The sequence below is a fragment of the Massilia sp. LjRoot122 genome, assembly GCF_964252725.1.
In the GTDB taxonomy this organism is placed as follows: Bacteria; Pseudomonadota; Gammaproteobacteria; order Burkholderiales; family Burkholderiaceae_D; genus Telluria.
Map to the genome: position 1 here is coordinate 3,104,271 of NZ_CAXUPB020000001.1, position 24,000 is coordinate 3,128,270.

At 64.1% G+C, this 24,000-nt stretch carries 21 protein-coding genes; 8 read left to right on the forward strand and 13 right to left on the reverse strand.

All coding sequences use genetic code 11. The annotated features are described in order from the left end of the window. Positions 1 to 10 precede the first annotated feature (10 nt). From ACSQ25_RS13495 to ACSQ25_RS13535, 9 genes are all read right to left on the reverse strand, one after another. Positions 11 to 319, reverse strand: coding sequence for a PAAR domain-containing protein (locus ACSQ25_RS13495; protein WP_436106195.1), 309 nt, complete (start codon positions 317 to 319; stop codon positions 11 to 13). 115 nt (positions 320 to 434) lie between these two features. Next, the gene (locus tag ACSQ25_RS13500; protein WP_436106196.1) at positions 435 to 1,583 is read right to left on the reverse strand and encodes a T6SS immunity protein Tli4 family protein; all 1,149 of its coding nucleotides are present in this window, start codon (positions 1,581 to 1,583) and stop codon (positions 435 to 437) included. 66 nt (positions 1,584 to 1,649) lie between these two features. Further along, positions 1,650 to 3,368, reverse strand: coding sequence for a T6SS immunity protein Tli4 family protein (locus ACSQ25_RS13505; RefSeq protein WP_436106197.1), 1,719 nt, complete (start codon positions 3,366 to 3,368; stop codon positions 1,650 to 1,652). Between the two features lie 29 nt (positions 3,369 to 3,397). Further along, entirely contained in the window at positions 3,398 to 5,137 is a 1,740-nt protein-coding gene (locus ACSQ25_RS13510) for an esterase/lipase family protein (RefSeq protein ID WP_436106198.1), read from the reverse strand. Positions 5,138 to 5,153: 16 nt separating this feature from the next. After that, entirely contained in the window at positions 5,154 to 7,955 is a 2,802-nt protein-coding gene (locus ACSQ25_RS13515; protein WP_436106199.1) for a type VI secretion system Vgr family protein, read from the reverse strand. A 175-nt stretch (positions 7,956 to 8,130) separates the two neighbouring features. After that, positions 8,131 to 8,952, reverse strand: coding sequence for a TatD family hydrolase (locus tag ACSQ25_RS13520; RefSeq protein ID WP_436106200.1), 822 nt, complete (start codon positions 8,950 to 8,952; stop codon positions 8,131 to 8,133). Between the two features lie 2 nt (positions 8,953 to 8,954). Further along, positions 8,955 to 9,650 carry a lipoprotein-releasing ABC transporter ATP-binding protein LolD gene (lolD, locus tag ACSQ25_RS13525; protein ID WP_436106201.1) on the reverse strand — a complete coding sequence of 232 codons (696 nt, stop codon included), beginning with the start codon at positions 9,648 to 9,650 and terminating at the stop codon, positions 8,955 to 8,957. 4 nt (positions 9,651 to 9,654) lie between these two features. Next, complete coding sequence (locus ACSQ25_RS13530; RefSeq protein WP_436106202.1) at positions 9,655 to 10,920, reverse strand: lipoprotein-releasing ABC transporter permease subunit; 1,266 nt, start codon at positions 10,918 to 10,920, stop codon at positions 9,655 to 9,657. A gap of 24 nt (positions 10,921 to 10,944) precedes the next feature. Next, on the reverse strand, positions 10,945 to 12,219 hold the full coding sequence (locus tag ACSQ25_RS13535) for a lipoprotein-releasing ABC transporter permease subunit (protein ID WP_436106203.1): 1,275 nt from the start codon (positions 12,217 to 12,219) through the stop codon (positions 10,945 to 10,947). A gap of 144 nt (positions 12,220 to 12,363) precedes the next feature. Here ACSQ25_RS13535 and ACSQ25_RS13540 point away from each other — a divergent pair, with 144 nt between their 5' ends. Both ACSQ25_RS13540 and recJ read left to right on the forward strand, forming a co-directional pair. Then, on the forward strand, positions 12,364 to 13,380 hold the full coding sequence (locus tag ACSQ25_RS13540; RefSeq protein WP_436106204.1) for a hypothetical protein: 1,017 nt from the start codon (positions 12,364 to 12,366) through the stop codon (positions 13,378 to 13,380). A 50-nt stretch (positions 13,381 to 13,430) separates the two neighbouring features. Beyond that, a complete protein-coding gene (gene recJ, locus ACSQ25_RS13545) occupies positions 13,431 to 15,080 on the forward strand; it encodes a single-stranded-DNA-specific exonuclease RecJ (protein WP_436108076.1) in 1,650 nt (549 codons plus the stop codon). A gap of 10 nt (positions 15,081 to 15,090) precedes the next feature. Here recJ and ACSQ25_RS13550 read toward each other — a convergent pair whose 3' ends face one another. Beyond that, positions 15,091 to 16,005 (reverse strand): alpha/beta hydrolase family esterase, encoded by a 915-nt coding sequence (locus ACSQ25_RS13550; protein WP_436106205.1) that lies wholly within the window; start codon positions 16,003 to 16,005, stop codon positions 15,091 to 15,093. After that, positions 16,002 to 16,418: a YybH family protein gene (locus tag ACSQ25_RS13555; protein WP_436106206.1), complete on the reverse strand. Its 417-nt coding sequence runs from the start codon at positions 16,416 to 16,418 to the stop codon at positions 16,002 to 16,004. Before ACSQ25_RS13555 ends, ACSQ25_RS13550 begins: the two co-directional genes overlap by 4 nt. Positions 16,419 to 16,586: 168 nt before the next feature. Here ACSQ25_RS13555 and ACSQ25_RS13560 point away from each other — a divergent pair, with 168 nt between their 5' ends. The 3 genes from ACSQ25_RS13560 to ACSQ25_RS13570 are packed head-to-tail and all read left to right on the forward strand — an operon-like array spanning position 16,587 to position 18,044. After that, positions 16,587 to 17,024 carry an antitoxin Xre-like helix-turn-helix domain-containing protein gene (locus tag ACSQ25_RS13560; protein ID WP_436106207.1) on the forward strand — a complete coding sequence of 146 codons (438 nt, stop codon included), beginning with the start codon at positions 16,587 to 16,589 and terminating at the stop codon, positions 17,022 to 17,024. Positions 17,025 to 17,026: 2 nt separating this feature from the next. Further along, the gene (locus tag ACSQ25_RS13565) at positions 17,027 to 17,710 is read left to right on the forward strand and encodes an RES family NAD+ phosphorylase (RefSeq protein ID WP_436106208.1); all 684 of its coding nucleotides are present in this window, start codon (positions 17,027 to 17,029) and stop codon (positions 17,708 to 17,710) included. Between the two features lie 13 nt (positions 17,711 to 17,723). Continuing rightward, a complete protein-coding gene (locus ACSQ25_RS13570) occupies positions 17,724 to 18,044 on the forward strand; it encodes a DUF2288 domain-containing protein (RefSeq protein WP_436106209.1) in 321 nt (106 codons plus the stop codon). Between the two features lie 16 nt (positions 18,045 to 18,060). On the opposite strand, the gene ACSQ25_RS13575 is transcribed toward ACSQ25_RS13570, so the two are convergent. Together ACSQ25_RS13575 and ACSQ25_RS13580 are read right to left on the reverse strand one after the other, a co-directional pair. Next, on the reverse strand, positions 18,061 to 18,450 hold the full coding sequence (locus ACSQ25_RS13575; RefSeq protein WP_436106210.1) for a tetratricopeptide repeat protein: 390 nt from the start codon (positions 18,448 to 18,450) through the stop codon (positions 18,061 to 18,063). Next, positions 18,447 to 20,456, reverse strand: a complete 2,010-nt coding sequence (locus tag ACSQ25_RS13580; RefSeq protein ID WP_436106211.1) for a bifunctional 2',3'-cyclic-nucleotide 2'-phosphodiesterase/3'-nucleotidase — start codon at positions 20,454 to 20,456, stop codon at positions 18,447 to 18,449. Before ACSQ25_RS13580 ends, ACSQ25_RS13575 begins: the two co-directional genes overlap by 4 nt. 145 nt (positions 20,457 to 20,601) lie before the next feature. On the opposite strand from ACSQ25_RS13580, the gene prfB reads away from it, so the two are divergent. From prfB to lysS, 3 genes are all read left to right on the forward strand, one after another. After that, a protein-coding gene (gene prfB / locus ACSQ25_RS13585) for a peptide chain release factor 2 (protein WP_436106212.1) occupies positions 20,602 to 21,706 on the forward strand; the annotation gives its coding sequence in 2 pieces (ribosomal slippage) (positions 20,602 to 20,682 and positions 20,684 to 21,706; 1,104 coding nt in all). Then, positions 21,707 to 22,369 carry an HAD family hydrolase gene (locus ACSQ25_RS13590; protein WP_436106213.1) on the forward strand — a complete coding sequence of 221 codons (663 nt, stop codon included), beginning with the start codon at positions 21,707 to 21,709 and terminating at the stop codon, positions 22,367 to 22,369. A gap of 26 nt (positions 22,370 to 22,395) precedes the next feature. Continuing rightward, positions 22,396 to 23,931, forward strand: a complete 1,536-nt coding sequence (gene lysS, locus ACSQ25_RS13595) for a lysine--tRNA ligase (protein ID WP_436106214.1) — start codon at positions 22,396 to 22,398, stop codon at positions 23,929 to 23,931. Positions 23,932 to 24,000 lie beyond the last annotated feature (69 nt).

Consider the following 24,000-nt stretch of genomic DNA (forward strand, 5'->3'; position numbering starts at 1 on the left):
GGCTGTTCGACTAGGCTGCGGGGCTCGCGGCGACGAGCTGGAAATCGCTGAACTGGTCGGCGACGAGTTTCGGCGGGGGCGAACAGGCGCAGATGCAGAGGTCATCGCTCAGCGCGCATTCCTTGCCATCGGATAGATCGCGAAGCCGCGGCATGACGCACTGGATCACACCCTGCTCGCCGCATTCGGGGCAATCGACCGGATCGCCTTCGCGGGCAAGCGGCATGCCGTCCAGGGTGATGCATGTGCTGGATGCCCTGACGGTGCCGCCCGCGGTAGTCGTGGCGCCGGCGCGGATGTAGAAGCGCTTGTGGGTCATTCCTGCTCTCCTTGCGGGGAAAGCTGGAATGTAGCTGAGCCGGTGGGGTTGGCGTTGCGGCTACGCAGTAAAATTGGCACTTGCAATATCAGACAACGCACCGCAGCAGGGAGTTCTACACAGGTGTAGTTGAAAGTTTGCCAATCGCAAGTTTTCCTGTTCGAACTGCCGCGGCATTAGCTGATTCGCGCGCTCTCTCTACGGTTGTTGTCCGTACCCGTATGCTCGACAAGATTTTGTCCCACAGTCCAAGCACCGAATCTTCCGACATGGATGTTGGCACCGGGCTAAAGTCGTTCTTTCCAGTTCTCATGGAAAAAGTCATATGCGGAGTGAACACATCATTTTCAGTACCATTCACCTCCCAGTTGAAGCTAAAGACTACAGCATCATTTGCCTCGACTACGCGCCTAAGCAATTCTTCGCCCGTCAAGCCGCCAATCGTACGGTGCGCGGCGCGCAAGCGAGTGAGTCGCCAACGTTCCGTGAGTCGAAGTTCGTCTTCGGAAGCAGCTCCGCGCTTGAGCAGTCCGTCGACATCAGGTTTAACGCCAGCAGCCAGTATTAATGAGAAACTGATATCCGGGTGGCTGGGCAAATTCGCAAACATCGTGATCTGTTCCCGCTGGTCTGCCCTAAGCGGATCCCGAATGTACGCGCGGTTGATACAAAATCCGGGTTCTCCAGGGATTTTATTTCGTGGGTTTGGCACGATCTGGTGAACGAGCCTTTGAAGATCGTCTATCTTGTCCGGAAAGTAGAAGTCAGAACCCAGGTCGATGCTTACACCGGCACCGTGTACCAGCGCTTCGACAGCGATACCTTCGTAGCGGTAGCGCTCATTGACGAGCCCATTTCCTGCCGTCCCTTCGTGCACTACCCGGCTATGAACAAGTATTTTTCCGACCAAACCACTATCAGTTTTAACTTCTTTCACTAACTCGAGATTCTTGTTGCCACCGTGCCGATCAGGTTTGGCTTTGATTTCCGCTTCACGTTGAGCAAGACGGGCGTGAAACTCATCTGTTGCTTCGTCAAACGCCGCAACATCAAAACCATTCATGCTGGCTCGTCCCAGATCTACCTCTGCCTCAAGGGGCATGTCGATCAGGAGTCTGCCGACGCATATCGCTTTCATTTTTCCGGTCAGTCGTGCTAGCTCGTGATTTTCATGCTCAGCGCCGGAACCCCCGACTTTAGCCAGAGCCGCGACAACACCTCCGGCGAGTACCAGGATCAGTCCAGCCTGAAACATGCGTTGCATGTGTACTCCTTGAAGTCGAGATTAACATGCTGAGAAGTCGCCCAGTTCCCCCGGCAAAGCGGCGGCCTAGGCTTGTTCAGTCGAGGGCGGCAGGTCGCGGATCACGGATTGGTCCCTGTCTGCGTAATCAGGGGCATCTGCCAATCGCATCAAGCGCCAGGCGCTGCGGCGTTGAATTGCTTGCGGTGCGTTCGACGAATGACCGAAGATTCCTGGCGCTACGGTAAACGTAGCAGGTGGCAGCAACCTTCCTTGGGCAAACCAGCGTGTTCCGTCGAGTGCGTGCGATTCTTCGCAACGCCACCAGCCGCTCGCCGGGCAAGGGACTCCCGTTGAGGAAAATGTACCGATTCCCGCGCGGTTAGCATTTGCTTCGGCTGGCACACCGACAGCTACCGTCGCGCCAGTTGGCATTGAAGCTTTCGCCAACGGCAAGCTTGGTGGGAGTCTTTTGCGCGCGCGGTGATCAACAAGTTTCCAAAATGTTCGATTCTTCGATTCGTAACTCGGCTGCAGACCGCGCATCTTCTCCCATAAGGTCGGCGGAGGCAGTAGCAGAGCCTGCGGCATCAGTTCTCCCTTTTTGATGTACTGCCGTTGGCCGCCGAGCACACCAATACCATTACCGCCATCACTGCAAAGCCACCAGCCGCTTTCTGGACACTGCTCTCCAGCCGCAGCGTAGGTCCCGATCGGAATTGAAACCTGGTGAACCGGGCTAACTACGCGAGGTGTTGCAGCATGCAATCGAATGCTGGATGTGATCTTGTCCCATAACCCGAGCGCAACGCCATCTGACAAAGAGGATGGGACGGGACCGCTATTACTTTTGCCTGTATTCATCTGGAAGACGAAGTGCGGTATCAGCACGTTGTCTTCCGTACCATTTACCTCCCACCAGAAATTATGGACACGCGCGTCATTTTCCTCGACGAACAGTTCCACCAATTCCTCTCCAGGAAGGCCAGAGATTTCCCTGGGCGCAGCGCGTAACTTGGACATTCGCATTCTTTCCGCCAGCGAAAAACGCTCTTCGGTAGCGCCAGCTCTCTCTAAAAGGCCTTGCTCGTCAGGCTTGAGGCCTGCGGCAAGAATGAGCACGAAGTCGACGTCCGGGTGGCTGGGCAGACCGGCGAACAACGTGATTTGCTCAGCCTGATCCGCCGTAAGCGGCTCGCGAAAATAAGCACGATCGATGCAAAATCCGGATTCGGCGGGAATTTTATTCTCGGGACTTGGTACGAGCTGAGCCACCAGTCTGGAGAGGTTGTCAATCCGATCAGGGTGATAATCGTCTGCAACCAAATCAATACTGATGCCGGCACCGTGGACGAGTGCCTCAACCGCGACACCTTCATAGCGGTAATGCTCCAGCTCGAGCCCGTTGGCCGCTGTGCCTTCAGTTACTGTGCGGCTATGCACGAATATCTTCCCAACAACCCCACTGTCGGTATTTACTTCCGTTGATGATTCCAGATTCTTGTTTCCGCCGAGTCGGTCTGGTTTGGCCTTGATTTGCGTCTCACGGTCGGAAAGACGTTTCTGGAACTCCTCCGGCGATTCACCATAAGCTGCAATATTGAACCCGTGGATACGAACTTGACCCACTTCCACCTGCGCTTCCTCTGGCATGTCGATTAAGAACCTGCCAACACAAACCGGTTTCATTTTTTGAGTCATACGTGCTACCTCATGTTCATCCCGACGCGCCATCTCGTGTGTGTCCAATACCTCGCCAACAGCCCAGGTAGCTGCCATTCCAGCGAACAGGACCCCGGCCAGCATTTTCGCCAGCCTGCTTTGGCCCGAACTCCTCACGGCATCTCCTGGACGATCTCGACAATGAGGCGCAGTGTTAACATGAGCATGTCATCGTTGTTATAGGTCTTTTGATGATCGTAGCCGCGGGTTGAAAAAGCTTGTTTGACCTTACCTGTAACGCCAATACCAGACTGAGAAGGAACAGTTCCATCGCCATGAGCTTCCTGTTCTTCCGGTTCGAAGTGGAGTTCGCTCCTATCCTCGACGAGGATGCGCCGCTTACCACCAGGCGTGTAGCCAAGGAACTTCGCAGCTGCAATGTTCCCGGTAGTCAAGGCACTAATCGTCGCCCCGCCTTGCCGCGCCGTCCATCTCACCTGACCATATGATCGTTTGCTCTCATCGTCGCCGTAAAACGCATAGGTGTTCGGGTGATAATAATCCCCAAGGCCCCTGTGGAAGTTCTCGGCCGTCTCAATCGCCTTTCTGATGGCCTTTTCATTCCCCCCAAGTATTTCTCGATACTTGCCGGCCGGATCGGCGAGCGCTGGATTGATTAGTCGGTACCACGACTTTAAGTCCCTGTACACATCGTAGGGATTCGGTGTACGTGCGTTCGGCAAATGCAGGTAGTCTGCAACGCTCTCTCGATAGCGAACGGCATCATCCTTCACGCCATATGCTGCCTTTTGAGCACCGCCGACCGATTTGATTACCCGGACATGTAACCAAGGCTGGGGATATAGGTGATTCGGTAATAGTTCAAGCGCGCCGGGAGACGTTGCCAGAACCGGCGTGGTTTCCTGGGTTGTCTGTCCAAGGATTTTGGCGATCGTAGTCGCTTCGAGGTTTGCAATCGGGTCATTACCCGGACTAGATGCCTCTGTTCCACTCGCGATCCGACGGTACGCAACCGGTGCGCCAAGCGCTGGCATAACCCCATGAATAACGCCCGCGATCTTGTCAGGGATGCGTTTCGCACATGCCCTCGCAACCAGCCCGCCCATCGAGTGAGTAACAAGAATAACCTTGTCGCACCGGCGCTTTGTTTGCGTCCACGATTCTATGATGGCCAATATTCGTTTTTCCAACAGCTCCGAGGAAGTTTGGCAATCCAGCAACCAACAATATCCCACAGCGTAGACTGGAAAATAGCATTGGGCGTGCTTCGCGAGATGGCTCTCCGTCAGCGGCGCGAAATTCCGCAGTCCCCATCTCTGCGGATCAGAGGCCATGACGTCCTTCCAATGCTGTTTGATGAACCGCTGCCTCCTCTGCTCGTCAAACCCGAACGTTTGATTCAAGCGTGTTTGCAAAGCGTACAGCAAGGCGCCATACGAATCCGCATGTACTTCGCCCCACCCCCGTTCGCGCACCTCACGCTCGGTCAGAACATACCCGTCATTAGAGTCAGGGAGGAGGACTGGCCCGCCATCGTCCACTTCCAGAGTCGAAGCATCAAACAGCAGCTGACGGTCTTTTGAGGTGAAGTTCGCCCATCGTCTTGCGGCATTAATTCCGTCAAGCGCACCGTTAGGCGGGCGCCAGACTGGTTCCCCTGGCTTTACCTTCTTGTTTCGTTCATCTTCTATACGCCCTTGACGCGGCTTCTTTTTAGCTCGCAGATTCGTACCCATGATTCCTGGGACCACGATAACCGGGAGGATGGTATTGGGAGGAACGAGCCCAAGACCCCGGATCGTATAGTCCGCAGAGGACATATACGAATCCACTCCCCAGCCGCCATGCGGCAAAGGGACGAGCGAAGGCAGCGGCCTGGTCGGTTCACGCATGACGGTTCCCGACAGCTTAAGTAGTCGACGGAAGAAGCTCGAATCGCACCGGCCCCAGCTCATCGCTTTGCACCAGCGCGGTACGGCCTTCTTCATCGCTGGTGCCCTGGATGGTCCTGCCATCGCTGAGGTGGGCAATGTAATTTTGATATGGAATTGGTTCCCGCGTTTGGAGATGGCGCAGGACAAGTCTTTCCGTCGTTTTTAATGAAGTCTTTGCAAATTCGGGCTTGGTCGGATCGCCACTGCCTGCCCCGCCCCGGATTAGAGTACTCGCCTTGATGCGGTGTTCGCCGGCGCTCTGCTGCGTGATCGTGTCATTGGCCCATTCCGTCTGCGCGCCCTGGGAGATGATCCGGACCATCGGCGCTTCGATGTGAATCGCTTCCGCCGAAATCAGGCTGATCTTGCCCGAGGATTTGACTTCCACAGCCCCCTGATGGGCCTCGAGCAGGATATTGCCCCTCCCGGCCACAAGTTTCACCCCCAGGGCCTGGGCAAAGGCGCTGATCCCGCGCGCCGCACGTAGGAAGATGTTCCGCCCTGCCGACGTACGCGCATCGCCACCGCTCACCACGTCGACCTGGCTCTCGGAGCCGAGTGCGACATTGTCCTGGCTGGCCAGCACGATGCCCGCCGGCGCCGTCACGGCCACCATCGGCTCGGCGCCCTTCTCGCCCGGCGCCACATTGGATCCTTGGTCCCAGCGCCGCAGTTTCTCGGACAGGTCACCCAGACGCTTCGCGCTCGGCTCGTCGTCCGTGTGCTGTTCCGCCAGCTTGGCCACCTCTTCCGCGATGTTCTGCATCAGCTCCGCCAGGCCGACCAATCCGGCACGCGCCAGGTGAGTTCCCTGGGCCGCCGGCGCCGCTTCGGCGGTGAGGAGCACCCCATCCTTGCCCCGGATCGCCACGGTATGGTCGCTGCGCAGCTCGGCGCCTTCGCCGCGCGGCTCGGCCGTGCCGTTGGCTTTTGGCTGGGTCAGCCAGCCGAGATTCAGCTGGGCGGCGCCATGGTCGCTCGCCAGCTGGGCGCTGATCTCGCCGCGGGTATCGTCGAAGCGCAGCTGGTTGCCGCGTACTCCGCCGATCTCGTGGCTGCGGGTGCCGGACAGGTAGCGGTTGCCGGGCAGCCCGCCGGCCGTGCTCAGCGCCGGTGGATCGCCGCGCTGGTTGAATACCTGCGACAGGATGACCGGCCGGTCCGGATCGCCGCCCAGGAAGGCCACCAGGACTTCGCTGCCCACGCGCGGCAGCGACAGGGTGCCGCACTGCCGGCTGGCGCCGGGGCCGCTGCCGGCCCAGTTGGAGGCGACCCGTACCCAGGCCGAATCGGCCGGCGTGTCGGAAGCGCCGGCGCCATGGGCATGCTTGTGGTCGGCGCCGCGCATGCCCGGGAAGCGGATCTTCACCCTGCCCAGTGCGTCGCAATGCACTTCCTCGCCGGGCGGACCGGTGACGATCGCGCTTTGCAGCTGCGGATGCGGCAGGTCGTGGCGCGGATCGAAGGCGGGCACCAGCGGGACGCCGCGCCGTACCGCGTCGAAGCGGATGCGGGTGCGGACGCCGTCGCCGCCCACCGGATGCTCGTTCGGCGCCAGCATGGCATTCTCGGGGCTGTAGGGCCCCATCAGGCGGCGTACCCGCGCCGACAGGTCGGCCGGCAGGTTGTTCTCGGCTTCCAGCCAGACGGCGGTCACGACGAAATCGCGTTCGGCCTCCGGGTGGGTGTCGATTTCGGGGTGGCCGCTGAGGGTGAAGTATTCGCCCGCGCACAGGTCGCGCACGCTGCCTTCACCGTGGAAGCACTTGGTGTCGAATTCGTGCCGGTGCATGCGCACCTGGCCGAGCCGCCAGTGATCTTCGACGTCGTTACCGGCATGCGGGATGTCGACCTGGTAGTCGTCCAGCGTGGCCGCCATGGCGTTGCCGCTGCGGCCCTGGTCGGCCATGCTGCGCGCGCTGGTGGTCATGAATTGCGTGCCGGTGGGATTGCGGTAGTCCCAACTGTGGCGGGTGATGGTGCCCGGCTGCAGGCGCCGGGCGGCGCACCAGGAAACCACCGTGTCGCGTTCTTCGGTGGCATCGACACGGTGGTAACGCACCGTACCGGCCGCGCTGCGCGGCAGCGAGGCGGGATCGGAGAACAGCATCAGGGTGTGGACCGGCGTGTCGTCCGGTTCCTGGTCCGTGCTGCCGGCGCGGGCGCGGCCCGGGCGGAAGGTCCAGGCGATGCCGCGGCGCTTGAGCAGGCGCCGTACGAAGGCAGCGTCGGATTCGTTGTACTGCATGGTCTGTTCGCGCGGCGGGTAGAGGCGCATGTCGAACAGCGGGTCGAGTTCGTAGTCGAAGGCACTGGCCATGATGCTGTTCGACTGGCGCCATTCGTCGAACAGGACCTGCACGATCTCGAGTTCGTTCTGGTAGCGGAACACACGGCTGTTGACGCGCTTTTCCATGACCGCCAGCGCGTCGCGCAGCACCAGCTGGTAGACGGCCAGGCCGCCGTCGTGGTCGCCGGCGCGCGCCTCGGCGACGATGCCGCAGATGCCGCGCAGCTGGCCGCGGTCGGTCACCATTTGCAGTTCGGCCGGCAGGGCGATGAGTTCCTTGAGCGGGAGGCGCGGCGTATCGGCGACGCAGGTGATGACGTAGTCGAAGCCGCCACAGACCGATTCGTGGCCCTGGACGCGCTGCGGCAGCAGCAATTCGTCGGCAAGGTGGTCGGCATGCCCCAGCCGCAAGCGGATCGGCCGGTGGGCGGTGGTCAGCGATTTCTCGTGCCTCAGCATCCGCAGGAATTCGCTCGCGCTATCCAAATCACTCTCCCGGGTGTCAGTGCTGCCCTCGCAGCGAAGAGTGCATCTTGGCAGAACGGAACAGTTGAAGCCTTGTCGTGCCTCAGCGCTCCCGACGAACTAAACCCGGAAGCCACGGTCGAGCGGCGCCGCTGCCCAAGGTTTGCACCTTGTCGGCGCAGCGACTGCTACTTTGCTACTTAGCTATTTGTCCAGGATCTGGCCGGTAGCCGGCCAGGCGCGGAATCGCGGCCAGTGTGTTCCGGTGGACGGCTTCCCTCACCTCGTCCACGCCAATGCCGCGCAGTCCGGCCAGGGCCGCACCAATGGCCGGCAGCTGGTCCGGCGTGTTCCGCCCCGGGTGGATCCAGGACGGCGCGATGTCCGGCGAATCGGTCTCCAGCACGATCGCCGTGAGCGGCAGGTCGGCCGCCAGCCGCCGGATCTGCAGCGCGCGGGTAAAGGTCATGGCGCCACCGAAGCCGAGGTGGAATCCCAGGTCGATGTAGTTCTGCGCCTGCTGGAAGCTGCCGTTGAAGGCGTGCGCGATGCCGGCCGGGGGGCGGATCTGGCGCAGGTGCTTCAGCACCTGGTCCTGCGAGCGGCGCACGTGCATCATCACGGGCAGGCCGAAGTCGCGCGCGATGCGCAGCTGCTCGCGCAGGAAGCGCTCCTGCTTCGCGCGCATGGCCGGTTCGCACAGGAGCGGGATGAAGAAATCGAGCCCGATCTCGCCGACCCCGACGAAGTTGGGGTCGTCCAGCGCCGCCTCCACCGCGCCGCGCAGCACCTCCAGGTCTTCGTCGCGCGCTTGCGACACGCAGATCGGGTGGATGCCGAGGGCATAGCTGACGTTCGGGGCCCGCGCCGCCAGCCCGGCCACCGTGTCGAAGTTGGCGCGCTCGACCGCCATCGCGACGATCATCGACACACCGGCCCGCCCGGCCTGCGCCGCCACCGCGAGCGACTCCTCGCCGAATTCATGGGCGTCGAGGTGGCAGTGGGTGTCGATCCACATGCTCAGGACTCCACCGGCAGCAGCCCGTGTTCGGTGAGCCGGAATACGCGGTCGCAGCGGCGCGCCAGTTCCATGTCGTGGGTGACGATGACGAAGGCCGTGCCGAGGGTGCGCGACAGCTCCAGCATCAGGTCGAAGATGGCCTGCGCGGTGCTGTGGTCGAGGTTACCGGTCGGTTCGTCCGCCAGCACGCAGGCCGGTTCGGTCACCAGGGCGCGCGCCAGCGCCACCCGCTGGCGCTCGCCGCCCGACAGTTCGCCGGGGCGGTGCACCACGCGCTTGCCCAGGCCCACGCGGCCGAGGATCGCCTCGGCCTTCTTCAGTGCGGCGTCGCGCCCTTCGCGCCGGATCATCAGCGGCATCATGACGTTGTCGAGCGCCGAGAATTCCGGCAGCAGGTGGTGGAACTGGTAGACGAAGCCGAGCGAGGAGTTGCGCAGTTCGCCGCGGCGGGTCTCAGACAGGGTTGCGAAATCCTCGCCCAGCAGGGTGACGGCACCTGTCGACGGCGTATCGAGCCCGCCCAGCAGGTGCAGCAGCGTCGACTTGCCGGAGCCGGAAGCGCCGACGATGGCGACCCGTTCGCCGCGGTAGATGGCGAAGTCGATCGCGTCCAGCACCTTGACCGTGTAGTCGCCCTGCCTGAAGGTCTTGCCCAGGCCGCGGCAGGCCAGCACCGGGGCGGCAGAATTATTCATTGGATTACTCATAACGCAGCGCCTCCGCAGGTTTCACGCGCGACGCCGACCAGCTCGGGTACAGGGTCGCAGCAAACGCCAGCAGCACGGACACGCCGCCGATCTTGAAAACGTCCGGCCAGCGCATGTCGGACGGGACCGCGCTGATCAGGTAGATATCTTTCGACAAGAACTGCACTCCCAACAGACTTTCGATAAAAGGAACGATGACGTCGATGTTCAGGGCCACCAGCACGCCCCCACCCACGCCCAGGATGGTGCCGAGGATGCCGACCAGGGCGCCCTGCACCATGAAGATCTTCATGATCGAGCGCGGCGAGGCGCCCAGGGTGCGCAGGATGGCGATGTCGGCCTGCTTGTCGGTCACCGTCATCACCAGGGTCGACACCAGGTTGAAGGCAGCTACCGCGATGATCAGGGTGAGGATGATGAACATCATCTTCTTTTCGGTCTGTACGGCGGCGAACCAGTTGGCGTTGAGCTTGGACCAGTCGCGCATCTCCAGGCTGCCCGGCATCGATTGCTTCAGCTCTGCCGCCACCAGCGGGGCCTGGTGCATGTCGTCGATGCGCAGGCGCAGGCCCATCGGCGCAGGCAGGCGTTCCATGCGCTGCGCATCCTCGACGTGGATGAAGGACAGGGCGGCGTCGAAGTCCATGTGGCCGGCTTCGAAGATGCCGGAGACGGTGAAGCTGCGGCTGCGCGGCAGCAGGCCGGCCGGCGTGACCTGCCCCTGCGCCAGCAGCATGGTGACCTTGTCGCCGATGCCGACGTTGAGCGCGCGCGCCAGCGCATAGCCCAGCACGATGTTGAAGGAGCCCGGCTGGAGCGATGCGAGGCTGCCCTGGCGGATCTGCTTTGCGATGTCGGAGACCTTGGGTTCCTCGGCGGGCAGCACGCCCCGGATCACCGAGGGCCGCATCACGCCTTGCCCCTCGAGCAGGCCCTGGGTCTCGACGAAGGGCGCGGCTGCGCGCACCGCCGGGTTCTTCAGGGCTTCCTGTCCGGCGGCGCGCCAGTCGGGCATGCTGCCCGATTGATCGAACACCTCGATGTGGGCCAGCACCGACAGCATGCGGTCGGTGACGTCCTTCTGGAAGCCGTTCATCACCGACAGGACGATGATCAGGGCGGCCACGCCCAGCGCGATGCCGGCCACGGAGATCAGGGAAATGAAGGAAATGAAGCTGTTGCGGCCACTGCGCTTGCCGGCGCGCGTGTAGCGCAGGCCGACCAGCCATTCATAGGGCAAATTCTGGGTGAGTCTCATGGTCTCCGTCGTTGTCGAGTCGGTTCATTCATAGCGCAGGGCTTCGGCCGGCTTCACGCGCGAGGCCGACCAGCTCGGGTACAAGGTCGCCACGAAGGCCAGCAGCACGGCCACGCCGCCGATCCAGCCGACGTCGGCCCAGCGCAACTGGGACGGGATCTCGCTGATCAGGTAGACCTCCTGCGACAGGAACTGCACCTTGAAGCTGCGCTCGATGAAGGGCACGATGACGTCGATGTTGAGCGCCACCGCCACGCCCAGGCTCACGCCGAGCAGGGCCCCGAGCACCCCGACCAGGGTGCCCTGCACCATGAAGATGGTCATGATCGAACGCGGCGAGGCGCCCAGGGTGCGCAGGATGGCGATGTCGGACTGCTTGTCGCGCACCGTCATCACCAGGGTCGAGACCAGGTTGAAGGCCGCCACCGCCACGATCATGGTCAGGATGATGAACATCATGCGCTTCTGCGATTCCACGGCCGCGAACCAGATCGCATTGACCTTCGACCAGTCACGGATGAACAGCTCGCCCGACATGCTGCGCTGCAGCTCGGCCGCCACCCGCGGCGCCCCCTGCATGTCGGCCAGGCGCAGGCGGATGCCGGCCGGTGCGGCGACGCCGGCCAGCCCCTGGGCATCTTCGATGTTGGCGAAGGCCAGCGAGGAGTCGAACTCGAAATGGCCGGCCTCGAAGATGCCGGCCACGGTCAGCGGCCGGGTGCGCGGCAGGGTGCCGCCTGAAGCCGTGCCGGGCGCCGGAACCGACGCCATCAGCAGGGTCAGGCGGTCGCCCACCTTGACGTCGAGCGAGTTGGCCAGCGCACGCCCGATGACGACCTTGAAGGAGCCCGGCTGCAGCGCCTCGAAACGTCCTTCGCGCATGTGTTTGCCCACATCCGACACCCTGGGTTCCTGGACCGGATCGATACCGCGCAGCAGGACCGGCTTCATGACGCCGTCGCTGAGCAGCATGGCCTGGGTTTCGGCGAAGGGCGCGGCGGCGCGCACTTCCGGGTTGCGCAGCGCTTCCTGGACGGACGTACGCCAGCCCGGCATCTCACCGCGCACATCGAAGACTTCCACGTGCGCCAGCACCGACAGCATGCGCGCGGTCACCTCCTTCTGGAAGCCGTTCATCACCGACAGCACCACGATCAGGGCGGCGACGCCGAGCGCGATGCCGGCCACCGAGGCCATCGAAATGAAGGAAATGAAGCTGTTGCGCCCGCTGCGCTTGCCGGCCCGGGTGTAGCGCAGGCCGACCTGCCATTCATAGGGCAGCTTGTGGGTGATACTCATGGGTGAATAAATGCGTCAGTAAATGTACGTTATTGGTTTGCCAACCCGACAGTTTGCCAGACATCGCCGTTTCGTGGCGCAAAAGAAAGCAAGGCGCGTGTGGGGGACCGTTCGCTCACCCCATATTTGCCCTAAAATAGCGGTATGCCGCACATTACCCTCGTCCTGCCCCACCTGCTCCCGCTCCCCGAATTCGCGCCCGACCTGATCCGCGCCCTGCAGGCCCCGGCGCTGGCTTCCCTGCTCACCCGCACCAGCGCCCACCAACGCAGCGCGGCCGCCGATACCGCGCGCGCCCTGCCGCACGAGCAATGGCTGGCGCGGACGCTCGGACTGGCGCAGGACGGGCGTCCGGCGTTTGCCGCGGCCGCCATGCGCGGCTTCGGACTCGACCCGGCGGGCGGGACCTGGTTCATCGTCAACCCGGCCCACATCCAGATCGCGCGCAGCCATTCCATGATGGCCGATCTGCGCCACCTGGGCTTAAGCGAAGATGAAAGCCGCGCCCTGTACGAGGCGGCCCGCCCCCTGTGCGAAGACGTCGGGCACGCGCTGCTGTACGGCGACGCCCAGACCTGGTTCCTGCGCGCCGACGACTGGACCGGCATCGACACCGCCACCCCGGACGCGGTGGCCGGCATGGACCTGAGCGACTTCGTCCCACGCGGCAAGGAGGCCCTGCCCCTGCGCAGGCTGCAGAACGAAATGCAGATGCTGTGGCACACCCATCCGGTGAACGCCGCGCGCGAGGGGCGCCGGCTGCCGGTCGTGAACTCGTTCTGGCTGTGGGGCGCCGCGGCCGATGCGCCGCGCCTGCCCGGACAGTTGAGCAGCATCGGCGTGCCGGGCTGGATCCGCGGCCTGTCGAGCCGCGCGCTGGGGTCGCTCGACGAATTGGACGGCGCGCTGGCCCAGGACGGTACGCTCGTGGTCGGCTACCTGGCCGAAGCCGCCATCGCGGCCGACTGGGGCACCTGGGTACAGCAGGTCCAGCAGCTGGAAGAACAGCTGTTCGCGCCCCTGCACGCGGCGCTGGTGCAGGGCCGCATCAGGAAGCTGCGCCTCGTGCTGAGCAGCCGCGAAGCCCTTGCCGAATTCACCACGACCGCCATGGCGCAGCGCACGTTCTGGCGCCGGCCGACACTGGAACGACTGACTTGAGTACCCCAACCCGTATTACCACCCGCCCCTGCCCCTTCCGCACCTCCGAAATGCTGCGCCAGGGCGGGGTTCACCCGGTACTCGCGCGCATCTACGCGGCGCGCGGACTGCTGGATGTGCGCGAGCTGTCGAGCGAACTGGCGGCCCTGGTGCCGCCCGGCGCGCTGCGCCATATCGATGCGGCCGCCGTATTCCTGGCCGACGCCATCGCCGCCAACAAGCGCATGACCATCGTCGCAGACTACGACTGCGACGGCGCCACCGCCTGCGCCACCGCCCTGCGCGGCCTGCGCATGATGGGCGCGAACGTCGACTACATCGTGCCGAACCGCTTCGAGTACGGCTACGGCCTGACGCCCGAGATCGTCGAACTGACCGCGCGCGAAAAATCGCCCGACATCATCATCACGGTCGACAACGGCATCGCCAGCATCGACGGCGTGCTGGAAGCCAACCGGCGCGGCATCGAAGTCGTGGTCACCGACCACCACCTGCCGGGCGACGCGCTGCCGCCGGCGCGTGTGATCGTCAACCCCAACCAGCCCGAATGCGGCTTCCCCAGCAAGCACCTGGCCGGCGTGGGCGTGGTGTTCTACGTGCTGCTGGCCCTGCGCGCCGAGCTGCGCAAGCGCGGCGTGTTCGATGCCCAGACCCAGCCCAAGCTGGACAGCCTGCTCGACCTGGTGGCGCTCGGCACGGTGGCCGACGTGGTGCGACTGGACGCCAACAACCGCATCCTGGTCGCCCAGGGCATCAAGCGCATGCGCGCGGGCCGCATGCACGCCGGCGTGGCCGCCCTGTTCCGGGTGGCCGGCCGCGAAGCGCGCTGCGCCTCGCCCTTCGACCTCGGCTTCGCGCTGGGTCCGCGCCTGAATGCCGCCGGCCGGCTGGAAGACATGTCGCTCGGGATCGAATGCCTGGTGACCGACGACGTCGGCCGCGCCTGGGCGATCGCCCAGCAGCTCAACGAGATCAACCTCAAACGCCGCGAGATCGAAGCCGAGATGCAGGACACCGCCCTGCTGCACCTGGACAGCTTCGAGCCCTCGGGCGCGAGCACGATCAGCGTGTTCGACGAAGGCTGGCACCAGGGCGTGATCGGCATCGTCGCCTCGCGCCTGAAGGAAAAATTCTACCGGCCGACGATCACCTTCGCCCCGGGCAGCGAAGGCTGGATCAAGGGCTCGGGCCGCTCGATACCGGGCTTCCACCTGCGCGACGCCCTCGACCTGGTATCCAAGCGGGTGCCGGGCCTGATCGACAAGTTCGGCGGGCACGCGATGGCGGCCGGCCTGACCATCCGCGCCGACCACTTCGACAGCTTCCAGCAGGCTTTCGAGGCGGTTGGCCAGTCCTGGCTGACCGAGGCCCAGCTGGAACGCATCATCGAAACCGACGGTCCGCTCGAGGACGAGTTCTACTCGACCCAGTTCATCGAGCAGATGGATGGCCAGGTCTGGGGCCAGGGCTTCGCGCCGCCGGTGTTCTGCGACGAGTTCCGCGTAGTCAGCCAGCGCATCCTGAAGGAGCGCCACCTCAAGCTGCTGCTGGAGAAGAACGGCCGGCGCTACGATGCGATCTGGTTCGGACATACCGACAGCCTGCCGGAGCGGGCGCGCGTGGCGTTCAGGCTGGATGCGAACGAATACAACGGCGTGACCAAGGTGCAGCTGCTGGTGGAGCACGCGGAAGCGGCGTAACGACCGCCCCTCAGCCTGACATGGGCAGCTTGGCCCGCTTCTCGCGGAAAAACTCCCAGGCCGCTTCCGCGACCTCCAGGTCGGCGTTTTGCAAGCCGGTCAGCCAGTTGATGAAGCGCGGATAGCGCTTCAAGCGGCTGGGCTCCGCATGGCCGGCGCCCTCGATCCGGTACAGGCCGACCTGCAGTCCATCCGGCGCCTGCCCCCACATGTAGCGGGTGACGCTGGTCCTGGCGCGGACTTCGCTGGCCGCGAGCCGCACGACTTCCGGCGTATCAGGCAAACCCGCCAGTTCGCGCCAGGCGTGCACGCTGTCCTCGATGCTGCGTACCGGTTCGGCGAAGCCGAGCGCATACCAGGGTTTGCCGCCGTGGTAGTAGATCAGCGGATCGGCCGTGCAGCCGAAGATCAGCGCCGGCAGCGGCGTGCCGGGTGCCTTGCTGCGGCCGGGCGGCGGCATCCCCGCCAGCACCACCGAGAATGCCGCCAGCTTGTGGGGGATCCCGGTGGCCGCGGCATAGGCCATCCAGCCGCCGCGCGACACGCCGATCAGGTAAACCCGCGTGGGGTCGACACCGTGGCTGGCGATCGCATGCTCGATCAGCGCGCCGATGAAGCGGACGTCGTCCTTCCTCGCCACGCGCGCCTCCGATGCGAAACAATCGCTCCAGCCGCCCTTGCCGGCATCCGGCGCGATCACCACGAGCTGCTCGCGCGCGGCGATGTCCAGCCACAGGGATAGTGGCGAAGGGGGAAATGACAGCCCCAGCACCTGGTCCGCCGACGCGCCGGCGCCGTGCAGCACGATGACCAGCCCCCGTCCGCCGGATGTCGCACCAGCCGGCGCCGCAAGGAGGTAGCGGCGCTTCCCTTCCGGGCGGTCGAGGCTTGCGGGTGTGGGCAGCAGGCTGGACACGTTCGTCACTTCTTCGGCGGCGGCGGCCCGAAATCCGAGCCGCGGTCGAACACCACTTCCCACTGCCCCGGCGCCTTCAGGCGCCAGATCGAATTGAAGCGGCCGATGCGCTGCCCGGCCGCGTTGTAGATCGGCCCGCCGCTGTAGGCCAGCGTCCCCGAATCCACCACTTCGACCTCTTCCGGCTCCCAGGAGAACGGCGGCTGCGGCTTGTCGTAGAACTGGCGCCAGCCCTTGGCGATTGCGCCCTTGCCGCGCAGCGGTCCTTCCGCGCCGAAGAAAATCGCTTCGTCCGCGATGAAACGCTTGAAACCCTCGAAATCGCGCGCCTTCATCGTGGCGGCGAAAGCGCGTTCCGACTCCATCACCTGTTTTTTCAGGTCATTGTTGGAATCGCGCGCATTGCCGGCAGTCGCCAGCATCAGACATGCAACAAGAAGAGAAAGCGAACGCAGGCGCATCGGTGTATCCTCCCGAACCTTTTCTGTATGGAAAGGTTGACGATTCTGTCACGGGTGCGCTCCGCTTACAACCGGTAGTTGCAATTTATCCGAAATCGGAGTATAACAACTCCAATTACGGAGATTACCATGAGCCTAGCCTACGCCTACCCCAAGAGCCGCTTCGAACCGGCGGTGCTGGTCGACCTGAATTCGCGGGCCGAGCGTGAGCGCCTGTCGCGTTCTGCGCTGATCGGTTTCTTCAAGCTGGCGGCAGCCTGGGGAGTGCGCGACGAGGATGCGCGCGAGCTGCTCGGCGGCCTGTCCTCCTCGACCTGGTACGACTGGAAGAAGAATCCCGACCGGGTGCTGGAAGTCGACCGCATCACGCGTGTGTCCTACCTGCTCGGCATCTACAAGGCCCTGCACATCCTGTACGGCGACAAGCTCGCCGACGAGTGGGTCCACCTCCCGAATACCAATCCGGTATTCGCCGGCCGTACGCCGCTGGCCTACATGCTGGCGGGCGGCCTGATTGCCATGCAAACGGTGCGCAAGCTGCTGGACGCCCGCCGCGGAGGTCTCTGATCTTGCCGCTGCTGCACAAACTCACCCAGTTGCGCCAGTACGACACCTGCCGCCTGATTCCCTCCCGTTTCGCCGATGTCGAAGATTCCGTGCTGGCGCCGCTGGCAGACAGCGACGCGACCCTGGCGGACCTGTTCGACCTCGACAACGCCACCAACGAACGCCTGCGCGGCGAGTCGGGCCTGCTGCCGGGGATAGGGATGGACGAGCTGGTATTCGGCGTACCGAACTTCCGCATCATCAATGCGGCCTTCACCTATGCGCGTCCTGAAGGCAGCCGCTTCAACGACGGCGAGCGCGGCGCCTGGTACTGCGCCTTCGCGCCCGAGACGGCGCTTGCCGAAGTCATCTTCCACAAGACGGTCGAGTATTCCGAAATCAATCGTTTCGACGACAGCGTCAGCTACCAGATGCTGCTGGCCGATTTCAGCGCCGGCTTCCACGACGTGCGCGGCGTCGAGGCCTATAAACACTGCCTGGACCCGGACAGCTACATCGCTTCGCAGGCGCTGGCGGCCGAGCTGCTGGACGCCGAGTCGATGGGCATCATCTACCCGAGCGTACGCGACCCGAACGGCACCTGCCTCGCCTGCTTCCGCCCCGCACTGGTCGGCAATGTACGCAAGGCGCAGACCTATCGGTTAACATGGGCGGGTTCGCCGCAACCGGCGGTCGAGATCACCTAGACATCCCAAGCATATGAAGACCAATCCCGAAAAAGACACCGAGCTGCACGACAAGATCAACCGCGAAACCGGCCGCGTCAAATGGAGCGAGCTGGAACGCCACTTCGCCAGCGGTTCGGTGATCTACGTGAGCGAGGAACTGGACCTGATCGACGTCGCGCTGCGCGTCGCGCACGACGACAAGGACAGTATCCTCAAATGGATGACGGCGGGTACCGTGGCCAAGGTCAGCGACCTGCAGGCGCAGACCTGGACGGCGGCCGATGCGACGCTGTGGGCCTCGGTGGTGAGTCCGTTTGTGCTGGTGCAGCCGGAAAAGAAGTCGCTACACTGAGCAGGCCGGCGCGGCCTCAGCGCTTACCCTCGCCCCGGTGCGTCAGCGCATGCGCCGCCCGCCGCATATACTGCGCCGCCTTCTCCGGATCCTTCTCCATCATCCCCAGCTGCTGCCAGGCCTCCGGATAATCCAGCTGCGTCGCTTCAAGCAGCCAGCGCCGCGCCTCCGCCTCGTCCTTCGGCACGCCATCCCCTTCGAGCAGCATGTTCGCCAGCAGGAACATCGCTTCCGGCATGCCGCGCGCCGCTGCCACGCCGAGCCAGTGGGCGGCGAGCGCCGGCTTGCCGCCGTCGCGGTAGGCCATCCCGCGGCGCAGGGCGAGGTCGGCCTCGTCGCCATGCTGGGCCAGCACCGGCTGGACCAGCATCAGGGCGGCCAGCGCCGCAAGGAATAAGCGCTTCATTGCGACAGGTCGATCGCGTACAAGGCCATGCGCTTGCCGCGCCCGTCGTCGGCGGCAATCTGGCTGACCTTGTGCAGCCCGGCCGCATGGGCCAGTTCCACCATGCCCGGCGCCGACGAGAACACCACCGGGCCGGCGGTCTTCACGGGAGCGAAGCGCCAGCTGCGCGCGGACGCATTGGCCGCACGGGTCAGCCCCTTCGCCGCACGGACGTAGGCGATCATGACGTCGCGGTTATTGTCGGGCGAGGCGATCACGGTCTTGCTGCCGTCCAGCCCCGGGAAGTGACCGCCGCCGCTGGCACGGTAGTTATTGGTCGCGACCAGGAATTCCTGCTCCGGCACGACCGGCTTGCCGCGCCAGGACAGTTTGCGGATACGCTCGCCCGGCGCGCGCGTCACGTCGATTTCGTAGGACACGTCAGGCGAGGTGACGGTGTCGAAGTTATAGCTCGGCACCGCCAGGTTGACCAGCGCCTGCGGCTCGGCCTTGCCCGGGTCGATGGTATGGAAGCGCTGCGCCGCCTTCTCCAGCCAGGCCTTGAACTGGGCGCCGTTCACCTTCACTGCGTACAAGGCATTCGGGTAGAGGTAGAGGTCGGCGGCGTTGTTCAGCGCCAGGTCGCCCGCCTTGACGTCGGTGTAGTCGGCCGGTCCGGCGACGCCGCTCTTGAAGGGCGCGGTCACCGACAGCACCGGCAGGTCCTTGTATTGCGGCAGGTTGGCGGCGACGTACTTCTGCACATATTCGGTCTGCGCCTGGTTGATCACCTGCAGCGCCGAGATCTCGCCCACGTCGGCAAAATAGCTCGACATGCGGAAGTCGGTCCGGCCGACCGGCGTCTTCACATAACGGATAGTCGCTTCGTGCTCTTCCTGTACCAGGGCCATGACGGCGGGATCGGCCTCCACGTAGGTTTTGGCACCCGTCTGAGTGGCGCGCGCCTCGACGCGCGTCTTGTCCTGCTCGACGCGCCAGCGCTTGCCGTCGTGCTTCAGGTGCAGCTTGACGACGCCGAGGTGCTTGCCCCACAGGTTCGCCATCACGGTCGGCACGCCATGCACCAGGCCCCTGGCCTTGTCCACGCCCGGCAGGTTGAACTGCGCCACGGTACTGTCGGCGGCCGGGAACAGCTGGTGCGAATGCCCCAGCAGCATGGCGTCGATGCCCGGCACCTGCGCCAGGTACCAGTTGGCGTTTTCCATGGTCGGCGTATAGGGGCTGTCATCGAGGCCGCCGTGCGAGATCGCGACCACCAGGTCGGCGCCCTTCCGGCGCATCTCGGGAACATACTTCTGCGCTGCCTCGCGCACGCCGCTGGTGTAGACGCGGCCCTCGAGCCAGCGCTTGTCCCATTCCATGATGGTCGGCGGCGCGAAGCCGATGATCCCGACCCGCACCGTGGCCTTGACCGGCCTGCCCTTGGCATCCAGCGCAGCGACCTGCTTGTCGATGATGGCGTAGGGGCTGAACAGCGGCTTCTTCGTCTTCGCGCTGTAGACGTTGGCGAGCACCGTCGGGAAGGCCGGGCCGGCGCAGCGCTTCGGCTGCTCCACGCCGGCGACCTGGAACCGGCTGCCGGTCACCTGGTTCAGGAAAGCGAGGCCGTAGTTGAATTCGTGGTTGCCGATGCCTGCGCCGTCGTACTTCAGCGCATTCATGATCTTGTAGATGCCCAGGGTCTGGTCGCAGCGCAGCGCCTTCACCTGCGCCTGGTAATCGGCCAGCGCCGTGCCCTGGATGGTGTCGCCATTGTCGAGCAGGAGCGTATTCGGGAATTCCTTGCGCGCTTGGTGGATCAGCGTGGCGGTACGGTCGAGGCCATGCGAGGCTTCCGGCGCCAGCTTGTAGTAGTCGTAGCCGACCAGGTTCGAGTGCAGGTCGGTGGTCTCCAGCACCGCCAGCGTGGCGGTGCTGCCGGCGGCCGGCTTGGCGGCGAGCGCCGGGACGCTGAGGAGCACGGGTGCGAAAGCGATGCAGATTTGGTAACGCAAGGTGGTGGCCATGGCATGTCGGTTGAACAGAACCGGGCGATGATATGCCAGCACTATGCTGCGGAGCAAGCAACGGCGACCGGATCAGCCGGTCCTGGACCGTCCTGGGGTATAATCGAAGGTTCGATTCAACCAATTCAAGAGATTGCCCGAGACCATGGAAGCTGAACGCATCAATGCCATTTCCGCCCTGCTGAACGACCTGACCAGCCGTGAAGCCGAACTTCGGAGGTATCTTTGACTTCGATCGCAAGTCAGAGAAACTAGAACAGGTCAACCAGGAACTGGAAGACCCGACCGTCTGGAACGACCAGAAGCGCGCCCAGGACCTGGGCAAGGAAAAGAAAGCGCTGGAAGCCGTCGTGCTGACGCTCGAAAAGGCCAAGGCCGACCTGGCCGACGCCACCGACCTGTTCGAGATGGCAAAGGAAGAAGGCGACCACGACACCCTGGAATCGATCGGCGGCGATGCCGAGGCGATCCAGAAGATCATCGAGTCGATGGAATTCCGCCGCATGTTCAGCAATCCGATGGACCATGCGAACTGCTTCATCGACATCCAGGCCGGCGCCGGCGGCACCGAAGCCCAGGACTGGGCTTCCATGCTGCTGCGCCAGTACCTGCGCTATTGCGAACGCAAGGGTTTCAAGGCCGAGATCCTGGAACAGTCCGAGGGTGAAGTCGCGGGCATCAAGACCGCCACCATCAAGGTCGACGGCGAGTACGCCTACGGCCACCTGCGCACCGAGACCGGCGTGCACCGCCTGGTGCGCAAGTCGCCGTTCGACTCGGCCAACGGCCGCCACACCTCGTTCACGTCGCTGTTCGTGTACCCGGAGGTGGACGATTCGATCGAGATCGAGATCAACCCGGCCGACGTGCGCATCGATACCTACCGCGCATCCGGCGCGGGTGGCCAGCACATCAACAAGACCGACTCCGCGGTGCGCCTGACGCACGGCCCCTCGGGCATCGTGGTGCAGTGCCAGAACGACCGCTCGCAGCACCGCAACAAGGCCGAGGCATGGGACATGCTGCGCGCCAAGCTGTACGAACTCGAGCTGCGCAACCGCATGAGCGAGCAGCAGAAGCTCGAAGACTCCAAGACCGACGTCGGCTGGGGCCACCAGATCCGCTCCTACGTGCTGGACCAGTCGCGCATCAAGGACTTGCGTACCGGCTTCGAAACCGGCAACACCAAGAACGTGCTGGACGGCGACCTGGACGATTTCATTTCCGCTTCGCTGAAGCAGGGCGTGTAAATGACGACGGCACCACGCGCCTTCCTGTTCGACATGGACGGCACCATCGTCGACAACATGGCCTTCCACACGGACTCGTGGCTCAGCTTTTTCGCGCGCCGCGGCCAGGCCCTCGATGCGGACGAATTCTTCCGTGCGACGGCCGGCCGCCAGGGTGGCGAGATCATGCGCAGCTACCTGGGCGACCACTTGAGCGACGATGAAGTGGCCCTGCTCAACCACGAGAAGGAATCGGTCTATCGCGAGCTGTACGCACCGCACCTCAAGGCGGTCGACGGCTTCGATGGCTTGATCGCCCAGGCGAAGGCGAATGGCGTGAAGCTGGCCGTCGGCACCGCGGCGCCGCCCGCCAACGTCGCATTCACGCTCGACGGCCTCGCGCTGCGCCGCCATTTCGACGCCATCGTCGGCGCGAGCGACGTCGCCCGCGGCAAACCGCATCCGGACGTGTTCCTGAAGGCGGCCGAACTGTGCGGCGTAGCGCCCGAGAACTGCATCGTGTTCGAAGACGCGCCGCTGGGCGTGGAAGCGGCGCGCCGCGCAGGCATGTCCTGCATCGTCCTGACAACCACCCTGCCCGCTGCCGCGTTTACCGGATTCGACAACGTCATCGCCATCGTGCGCGACTTCTCCGAACTGAAGGCCGAACTGCTGTTCGCCTAAACCTAATAAGAACTGCCTATCCCATCATGACTACGGAAAACCAAGACCAGTCGCCCGTCGTGGCGCTCGACGAGAACAAGATCATGGCCGAGCGCCGCGCCAAGCTGGCCGCGCTGCGCCAGCACGGCAACGCCTTCCCGAACGACTTCGTCCCGCAGGACAAGGCCGCCGACCTGGTCGAGACCTACAGCGGCAAGACCCGCGAAGAGCTGGAAGCCGAGCCGGTGAACGTGGTGATGGCCGGCCGCATGATGCTGCGCCGCGAAGCCGGCAAGAAGGCGGCCTTCGCCACCCTGCAGGACAGCTCGGGCCCGGCCGCTTCCGGCCGCATCCAGATCTACGTCACGCTCGACAGCGCCGGCGAAGAAGCCATGGACGCCCTGCGCACGTATGACCTGGGCGACATCCTGGGCATCGAAGGCACGCTGTTCAAGACCAAGGTCGACGAGCTGACCGTGAAGGTGACCAAGCTGCGCCTGATCGCCAAGGCCCTGCGCCCGCTGCCGGACAAATTCCACGGCCTGGCCGACCAGGAGACCAAGTACCGCCAGCGCTACGTCGACCTGATCATGAACGAAGAGACGCGCCGCACCTTCAAGGCGCGTACCGCCGCGATGTCGTCGATGCGCCGCTTCATGGAAAAGAACGGCTTCATGGAAGTCGAGACCCCGATGCTGCACCCGATCCCGGGCGGCGCCGCGGCCAAGCCTTTCGTCACCCACCACAACGCGCTCGACATGGAAATGTACCTGCGCATCGCGCCGGAACTCTACCTGAAGCGCCTGGTGGTGGGGGGCTTCGACCGCGTGTTCGAAGTCAACCGCAACTTCCGCAACGAAGGCGTGTCGGTCCGTCACAACCCGGAATTCACGATGATGGAATTCTATGCGGCCTACACCGACTACAAGTGGATCATGAACTTCACCGAAGAGGTGATCCGCCAGGCCGCGATCGACGCCCACGGCAGCGCGGTGCTGACCTACGGCGGCCGCGAGCTGGACCTGTCCAAGCCCTTCCAGCGCCTGACCATCGTCGAAGCGATCGACAAGTACGCGCCGGGCTACACGCCGGAGCAGCTGAACTCGATGGACTTCCTGAAGCAGGAGCTGCTCAAGTTCGGCGTCAAGCCTTTCGCCACCGCCGGCCTGGGCGCGCTGCAGCTGGCGCTGTTCGAAGAGACCGCCGAAGCCCTGCTGTGGGAGCCGACCTTCATCATCGACTATCCGGTCGAAGTGTCGCCGCTGGCACGCGCCTCGGACACCCGCGAAGGCATCACCGAGCGCTTCGAGCTGTTCATGGTGGGCCGCGAAATCGCCAACGGCTTCTCGGAGCTGAACGATCCGGAAGACCAGGCCGCGCGCTTCCTGTCGCAGGTGGCAGCGAAAGATGCGGGCGACGATGAAGCGATGTTCTACGACGCCGACTACATCCGCGCGCTGGAATACGGCATGCCGCCGGCCGGCGGCTGCGGTATCGGCATCGACCGCCTGATGATGCTGATCACCGACTCGCCGAACATCCGCGACGTGCTGCTGTTCCCGCACCTGCGCAAGGAAGACTGAGCTTTCTTGCTCGCATAAAAAGGCGGCCGTGCTATCGCACGGCCGCCTTTTGGTTTTTGTACGCGCTCG